Raw genomic sequence first — 6,217 nt, forward strand, 5'->3', positions numbered from 1 at the left:
CGCCCTGCGCCATGGTGGTGTAGGGCAGGGGGACCACGAACAGCATCGCGAAGGCCGCGCCCGCCGCGGCACTGGTGAGAAACACCGCCCGGCCGCGATGCCGGTTCAGCTTCGGGTCCGTCAGGATGAACTTGAGACCCCTCACCAGCGGGCTGACGACCGTGCCGGCCAGCGCCAGCAGGGCGAGCAGCACGCCGAAGACGAAGTATTGGGTGGCGATGAAGCTCGCGATCGCGATGGAGACGGTGGTACGGTAGATGAAGGAGCTGACCGCGTAGAGCAGCAGCCACGGTCGCTCGCCCGGCGCGGTGACCGGGCTGGTGGCGCCCTCGATCTTCAGAAGGTAACGCTCGATCAGGTAGAAGAAATAGCGGTTCGCCCGCGAGCCGAGATTGGGGATCTCGATCAGGTCGGCGAAGATGTAGTAACCGTCGAAGCGCAGCAGCGGGTTGCCGTTGAACAGCAGCGTCGAGACGCTGCCGATCACCATCACGTTGAAGGCCGCCGCCCGCACGAGGCCCGGTTCGGCCAAAGCCCAGACGATGGCGGCCAGGGCCGCCAGGAACAATTCGACGAAGATGCCGGCGGCGGCCACCGTCATCCGCTGCCACTTGCTCGGGAAGGCGGCCGAACTCGACGCGTCGACATAGGGCGCCGGGAGCAGCACGAGCAGCATCATCCCGACCTCGTGCACCTCGCCGCCCCAGGCCTTGGCGGCGCAGGCATGTCCCGCCTCGTGCAGGGCCTTGATGACGGGGTAGAGGCACATCATCAGCGCGACGTTCTGTGCCGAGAGCATCTGGCCCGCGACGTCGCCGGTCAGCTCGCGCCCGTGCAGGGCGGCCACCACGAGGCCGGACACCACGACGCCGAGCCAGACCGCGAGGCCCCAGGCCGAGAAGATCGGCCGGTAGAACGGCGCCAGCCGGTCGAGCAGCGCGTCGGGGTCGAACAGCGGCAGGCGCAGGGCCAGCGGGTTCTTCACCCGGGCGATCAGCGTGCGCCGCGCGGTGGTCTCCGAGCGCTCGGCCAGTTCGGCGAGGTCCGGGGGCAGGTCCCCCTGGAGCAGGTCCGAGCCGTGGAGCTGCGAGATCAGGCGGATCGTGTCGTCCTGGGTCGGCGGGTCGTCCTCGTTGCGGCGGGCGGCGAGTTCCCACACCTCCTGCAGGGTGCGGCGCCCGTCCATCAGGCAGAGGATGAGGTTGGCGGCCGAGGAGAGCCGGTGGAAGCGCCCGGTCTGATGGTCCTGAAGGACGTACCAAATCTCGCCGCGAAAGCTCTGCCGGTGAATCTCGGCGTGACGGCGCAGCCGCGGTCGCAAGCCCGCGACCCGATACCATGACTGGCTGAACAGGGACTGGGACATGCCTCACTCCCTCACGGCCACCAGTGCCAGAAGGCGAGGCGCACCCAATCGACGACGGGCCGGGCCCAGATCCAGGCGAGCAGGCGCCGGTCGACATCGACCTTGGCGATGCCTTCCATGCCCGGCCGCAGCCGGGTGGCGCCGTCGGCGATCCGTCCCTCGACCCGGAACAGGTTGCGGCCGTTCCTGGCCTCGGCCACCGGGGTGATCGTCTGCACCGTCAGCGCCTGCGGCTGGTCCGGCAGGGAGGTGGCGAGCATGTGCCCGGTCTGGCCCTCGCGCAGATCGGCGATGACCCGCTCGTCGACGCTGAGCACGACGCGGTAGCTGTCGAGCGGGGCAATCTCGAACAGCACCTGCCCGCGGGTCACGGCGCCGCCGATGGATTGGGAAAGGTCGCCGGAGACGATCAGCCCGTCGAAGGGGGCGGTGAACTTCGAACGCGCGATCTGCTCGTCCAGCAGGCGGATCTGCGCATCCGCCTGGTCGATCTGGCTCTTGACCACGTTGATCGTGGCCGGTTGGCGGGTGGCCAGCGCCTTGTCGTACTCGTAGGTGCGCTGCTGGCGCTCCGTCACCCAGCGCAGGCGTTCCAGGGCGAGATCCCGGTCCTCCAGGGCGGCGAGGAGGTCGCCCTTGCGCACGGTGTCGCCGGCCCGGTGCTCGGCGGTCTTCAGATAGCCGTCATAGGAGGCGACCACGGAGCGGCGCACCAATCCCTCGACGCGGGCATCGGCGGTGACGCGGTAATCGGTCTCGATCACCGACAAAGCGAGGATGGTGGCGAGGACGGCGACGAGGCCGAGCTTCAGGCCGGTCCGGTTCGGTCCGAACAGCAGCCGCGCGCCGCCCATCACCGCATCGGCCGCCTTCAGCACGAGCCAGCGGTCGTTCTGCCGCTTCTCTTCGAGCACCGGGCCGATGGCGGCGGCGGCGGCGCTCACCTGCTCCACCGTCTCCAGGCTGAAGGGCTGATCCCCGGAGCGTTCCAGGGTGATGGCGCCGACGAAACGGTCGTCGACGAGCATCGGCACGGTCAGAACCCGGCCGCCATACTGCAGGCGCGCGAGGTCGGCATGGGCGGTGGTGACGGTGGCTTCGTCCTCGGGGGCGGGAAACAGGATCAGGCTGCGCTGGTCGACCGCCTCGTTCATGCAGGCGCCGAGCCGGCGGACGAGGTTCATCTCGCGGCCGAACTGGGCCGAATGGGAGATCGCCGCGATCCGGGCATGTCCGCGCCGCATGAAGCCGATCGCCGCCCGCTGGCAGGAGAAGGTGATGGCGAGGTCCGTCACCGCGGCGGTGCAGGCGGCGGCAAAGCGCGTCTGCTCCAAGACGCCGGCCAGCAGGTCGAGGACGGAGCGGGACCGGGCCAAGGTCCGCCGCTCGCCGCGCCCGATCAGCTCGGCCTGCTTGGCGACGAGCCAGGCGCTGCCCCACTGCACCTGTCGGATGGCGCTGCGCAGCTCGTCCTTGTCGCGGCTGCCCAGGGCGAAGGCGGTGACGGCGAAGCGCTCGCCGTCCAGCACCAGGGGCAGGGCGATCCAGGCGCCCGCTCCCGACGGGCCCGCAACCGGCGAGATATCCTGATCGGCCATGGCCTGCACGACCGGCCGGTTCTCCCGCAGGGCCGCCTCGGCGGTCTCGCGCAGGCCGATCTCGCATTCGGTCTGGGGCGGAAACACCGCCAGTGGCGCGAGGCCCACCGAGGTGCCCGGCACCAGCACGCAGGCCTGCGGCGAGCCGAGCATCGGCGCCTGCAGCGTGAGCCACGCTTCGGCCGCCGCCTGGAGGGTCTCGGAGCTCTGGAGCATCTGCCAGAGGGCCGGCTCCAGCAGGGAGAGGCGCGCCGCCGGGCCCGAAGCGGATACGCCCTCCGCCGCCAAACGCTCGCTCATGACCCCCGGCTTCCTTCGCGACGGCGCTCTAGGTTCTCATTCGTGACGGCCCTGGGCGGGCCGTTCGTCGTTTGGAAAGGCTCAGGCGTCGAGGTCGAGGCGCCCGTGCCGGTTCTCGTACTCGGCCAGCACGCCGCCGAGGACCGAATGGAGGCGCTTGGCCGCCAGGGGGGTGAGGATCACGCGGTTGGAGAGATCGACCACCACGCTCTCGGTCTGGGCGAGATTCCAGGTCCGGTTGGTGCCGAAGAACAGGTCCACCTGCTCGCGGGTCCCCTGCACGTTCACGACATTGGCGAACTGCGTCGCCATGTTGTCCTCACGCCACTCGATCGCCCGCACCTGATCGCCGGCACCGGCCTTGGCCCCACTGCTCTCGCTCACGACTCTTCCCCCGGTTGCGCCATCGACGGCGCGATATCGCCTCGGGCCTTCGAGATTTGCCGCGAGGCCAATGCCGGCGCGGATCGAGAGGCCCAAGTCCTTGTCAAGATATGCCACGACTAAAGCCGCCTTTGAACGGCGGCTTGCCTTGCGGCGCCAGCGAATCCAAGTTGCCTTGCATTTATGGCACACACGGCGATAGGAGCTATTGCACGGTTTGTGCGATTCGATCACGAATGGAATGTGGCGGCGACAATGGCCACGATCAAAATTGAGTTGATCCAGCGTCTCAATTTCAGGTTTTCTGTCCAATCGAGATCTTCCGGCGCGCTTTCTCGCGCCGCCCATCCGGCTTCGCGCTGATGGCGGAGGACAGGCATCGTCCAAGCCTTGCTGCGGAGGAGCCGGCGCCGGGTTTCCCGCGCGTGGACCGCTTCCTCGACAGCGAGGCCGCCGCGCAGGCCCTGGTCTTTGCCCTCGAATCCGGCCTGATCGACCGCTTGGCGCGCCGTGCCGATACCGCCGCCGCCGGGCTCGCCGCCGATCTGCGCATCGCCGCCCCGCAATTCGACTGTCTGGCCGGCCTCCTCGTCGGGGCCGGCATCGCGGTGGAGCCGGCGCCGGGGCGGATCGGGCTCAGCGAGGCTTTCCGCGCCGTGCTGCCCTGCCGCGACCTGATCGAGGCCAAGCTCGCCTTCGCCGCCGCCGCGGCCGAGGATCTGCGCCGGCATTTCCCCGCCTTCGTTGCGGAGCTGCCCGCCTTCATGGCGGCCTCGCGCACCTTCGAGCTGTTCCGCTACGACCGCTGCTTCGAGCTCAGCCCCGAAAACCTGGAGGCGACCCGGCGCTGGGTCTCCTACACCACCTGCCTGACCCGCTACGAGGCCGGCCCCTGCCTCGACCGGATCGAGCCCGCCCGGCATCGGCGGCTGCTCGATCTCGGCGGGAACAGCGGCGAGTTCGCCGCCCAGGCCTGCCGCCGCGCGCCGGCCCTGGCCGCCACGGTGTTCGACCTGCCCGTGGTCTGCGCCCTCGGCCGCGAAAACCTCGCGGGACGGGCCGAGGGCGCGCGGGTCGCCTTCCTGCCGGGCGACATGCGGCGCGATCCGCTGCCGGAGGGACACGACCTCGTGACGTTCAAGTCCGTCCTGCACGATTGGCCGGCGGAGGAGGCGCGGGCCCTGCTCGACCGTGCCGGGCAGGCTCTGATGCCGGGGGGACGCCTCGTGATCTACGAGCGCGCGCCCATGCCCCTGCGGGAGCGCGCGCCCGGCTATGTCCGATCCGCCGACCTCGTGTTCCAGCCGTTCTTCCGCGACGTCGACCTCTATGCCGAGGTGCTGACGGATCTGGGCTTCGTCGATCTCGCCGTGCGGCGTCTCGACCTGGAGACGCCGTTTCACCTGATCGTGGCGCGCAAGCCCGGTGGTGCGCCGTGAGCGCCCCCTTCGTCCTCGCGGTGGCCGGGCCGCCGGGCAGCGGGAAGACGACCCTGTCGCGCGCCCTCGCGGAACGCCTCGGCGGCGCGCCGGTGCTGTCCTACGACGCCTATGAGGAGATCACCGGCTGGCCGCCCGAGCGGGTCGCGGAGTGGCTCCGGCGCGGAGCCGCCCTCGACGAGGTGCCGGTGCCGGGTCTCGCGGAGGATCTCGCGCGGCTGCGGCGCGGTGAACCGGTGCCGGACCGGGAGCGCGGCGGCATCCTGCGCCCGTCACGGCGCGGCGGCCGGCCGGTGATCGTCCTCGACACCCTCCTCGGCCGGGCCCATCCCGGAACCGGCGCACAGATCGACCATCTCGTCTGGCTCGATCTGCCCCTCGACGTGGCGCTGGCGCGCAAGCTGCGCAGCTTCACCGGGGAGGCGCGGCAGGATCCGGCCGCGGCGCCGGCCCTGCTCGGCGCCCTCGACGCCTATCTCGGCCGCTACGACAGCCTTCTGCACCCGACCTACGCGCTCCAGCGCGCGCGCATCCGGCCGGGGGCCGACCGGATCCTCGCCGCCGGGACGCTCGCCGAGTATCTCGCCGCCATCCTGTCCGATCTTCCCGACGCCCTCACGCCGCGGACGGCGTGACGGGCCTTCCTCGCGGAGCCTCCTGTCGATGTTTGGGTCCGATCGCTCCGCGCCGCCGCGCCTCGTCATCGCCGGAGGCGGTCCCGCCGCTTGGCTCGCCGCCGCCTATCTGAGGCGTGTGCTGCGCCGGGCCCGCTGGACGGTGACCCTGGTCGGGCCGGCTCCGGGGGCGGAGCCCTCCGGGGCGCTCGCGACCCGCCCGTCCCTGACCCGCTTCCTGAAGAGCTTCGGCCTCGACGAGGCGATTTTCATGCGCCGCTGCGGCGCGACCTACCGCCTCGCCAGCCGCTTCGACGAGTGGTTCGCGGCCGGGCAGGGGCATTGGCATCCCTTCGGCGCCTGCGGCCCCCGGATCGCCGGCCGCGACCTGTTCCATTACTGGATGAAGCTGCGCGAGGACGGCGCCGGGGCGGAGGCCGGGGCCTATGCGGATTACGCGCCCCAGGCGCTGATGGCGGCCTCGGGGCGCGGCCCCCGCCCCGAGGCCGCCATCAG

7 protein-coding genes are annotated in these 6,217 nt (G+C 71.0%); 3 read left to right on the top strand and 4 right to left on the bottom strand.

The annotated features are described in order from the left end of the window. The 4 genes from MZTS_RS24145 to MZTS_RS24160 form a co-directional block, all read right to left on the bottom strand. Positions 1-1,366: M50 family metallopeptidase (locus MZTS_RS24145; protein WP_192285831.1), on the bottom strand; the 1,366-nt coding region annotated here is incomplete at its 3' end. Between the two features lie 11 nt (positions 1,367-1,377). After that, the gene (locus MZTS_RS24150) at positions 1,378-3,264 is read right to left on the bottom strand and encodes an efflux RND transporter periplasmic adaptor subunit (RefSeq protein ID WP_192285833.1); all 1,887 of its coding nucleotides are present in this window, start codon (positions 3,262-3,264) and stop codon (positions 1,378-1,380) included. An 81-nt stretch (positions 3,265-3,345) separates the two neighbouring features. Further along, the gene (locus MZTS_RS25565) at positions 3,346-3,648 is read right to left on the bottom strand and encodes a DUF3467 domain-containing protein (RefSeq protein ID WP_192285835.1); all 303 of its coding nucleotides are present in this window, start codon (positions 3,646-3,648) and stop codon (positions 3,346-3,348) included. A gap of 230 nt (positions 3,649-3,878) precedes the next feature. Next, positions 3,879-4,028 (bottom strand): hypothetical protein, encoded by a 150-nt coding sequence (locus MZTS_RS24160; protein ID WP_192285841.1) that lies wholly within the window; start codon positions 4,026-4,028, stop codon positions 3,879-3,881. 45 nt (positions 4,029-4,073) lie between these two features. On the opposite strand from MZTS_RS24160, the gene MZTS_RS24165 reads away from it, so the two are divergent. From MZTS_RS24165 to MZTS_RS24175, 3 genes are all read left to right on the top strand, one after another. Continuing rightward, positions 4,074-5,087 carry a methyltransferase gene (locus MZTS_RS24165; protein ID WP_009866312.1) on the top strand — a complete coding sequence of 338 codons (1,014 nt, stop codon included), beginning with the start codon at positions 4,074-4,076 and terminating at the stop codon, positions 5,085-5,087. Beyond that, positions 5,084-5,722 (top strand): AAA family ATPase, encoded by a 639-nt coding sequence (locus tag MZTS_RS24170; RefSeq protein WP_009866313.1) that lies wholly within the window; start codon positions 5,084-5,086, stop codon positions 5,720-5,722. Before MZTS_RS24165 ends, MZTS_RS24170 begins: the two co-directional genes overlap by 4 nt. Before the next feature lie 28 nt (positions 5,723-5,750). Next, a partial coding sequence (locus MZTS_RS24175; RefSeq protein ID WP_192285839.1) for a tryptophan 7-halogenase occupies positions 5,751-6,217 on the top strand: 467 nt, incomplete at its 3' end.

This window comes from Methylorubrum zatmanii (assembly GCF_014845115.1).
Taxonomy (GTDB): domain Bacteria; phylum Pseudomonadota; class Alphaproteobacteria; order Rhizobiales; family Beijerinckiaceae; genus Methylobacterium; species Methylobacterium zatmanii.

What these genes read in the sequence shown, in the direction of transcription:
- MZTS_RS24150 (WP_192285833.1), bottom strand. Translation starts at nt 3,264, where the DNA reads ATGAGCGAGCGTTTGGCGGCGGAGGGCGTATCCGCTTCGGGCCCGGCG.
- MZTS_RS24160 (WP_192285841.1), bottom strand. Translation starts at nt 4,028, where the DNA reads ATGCCTGTCCTCCGCCATCAGCGCGAAGCCGGATGGGCGGCGCGAGAA.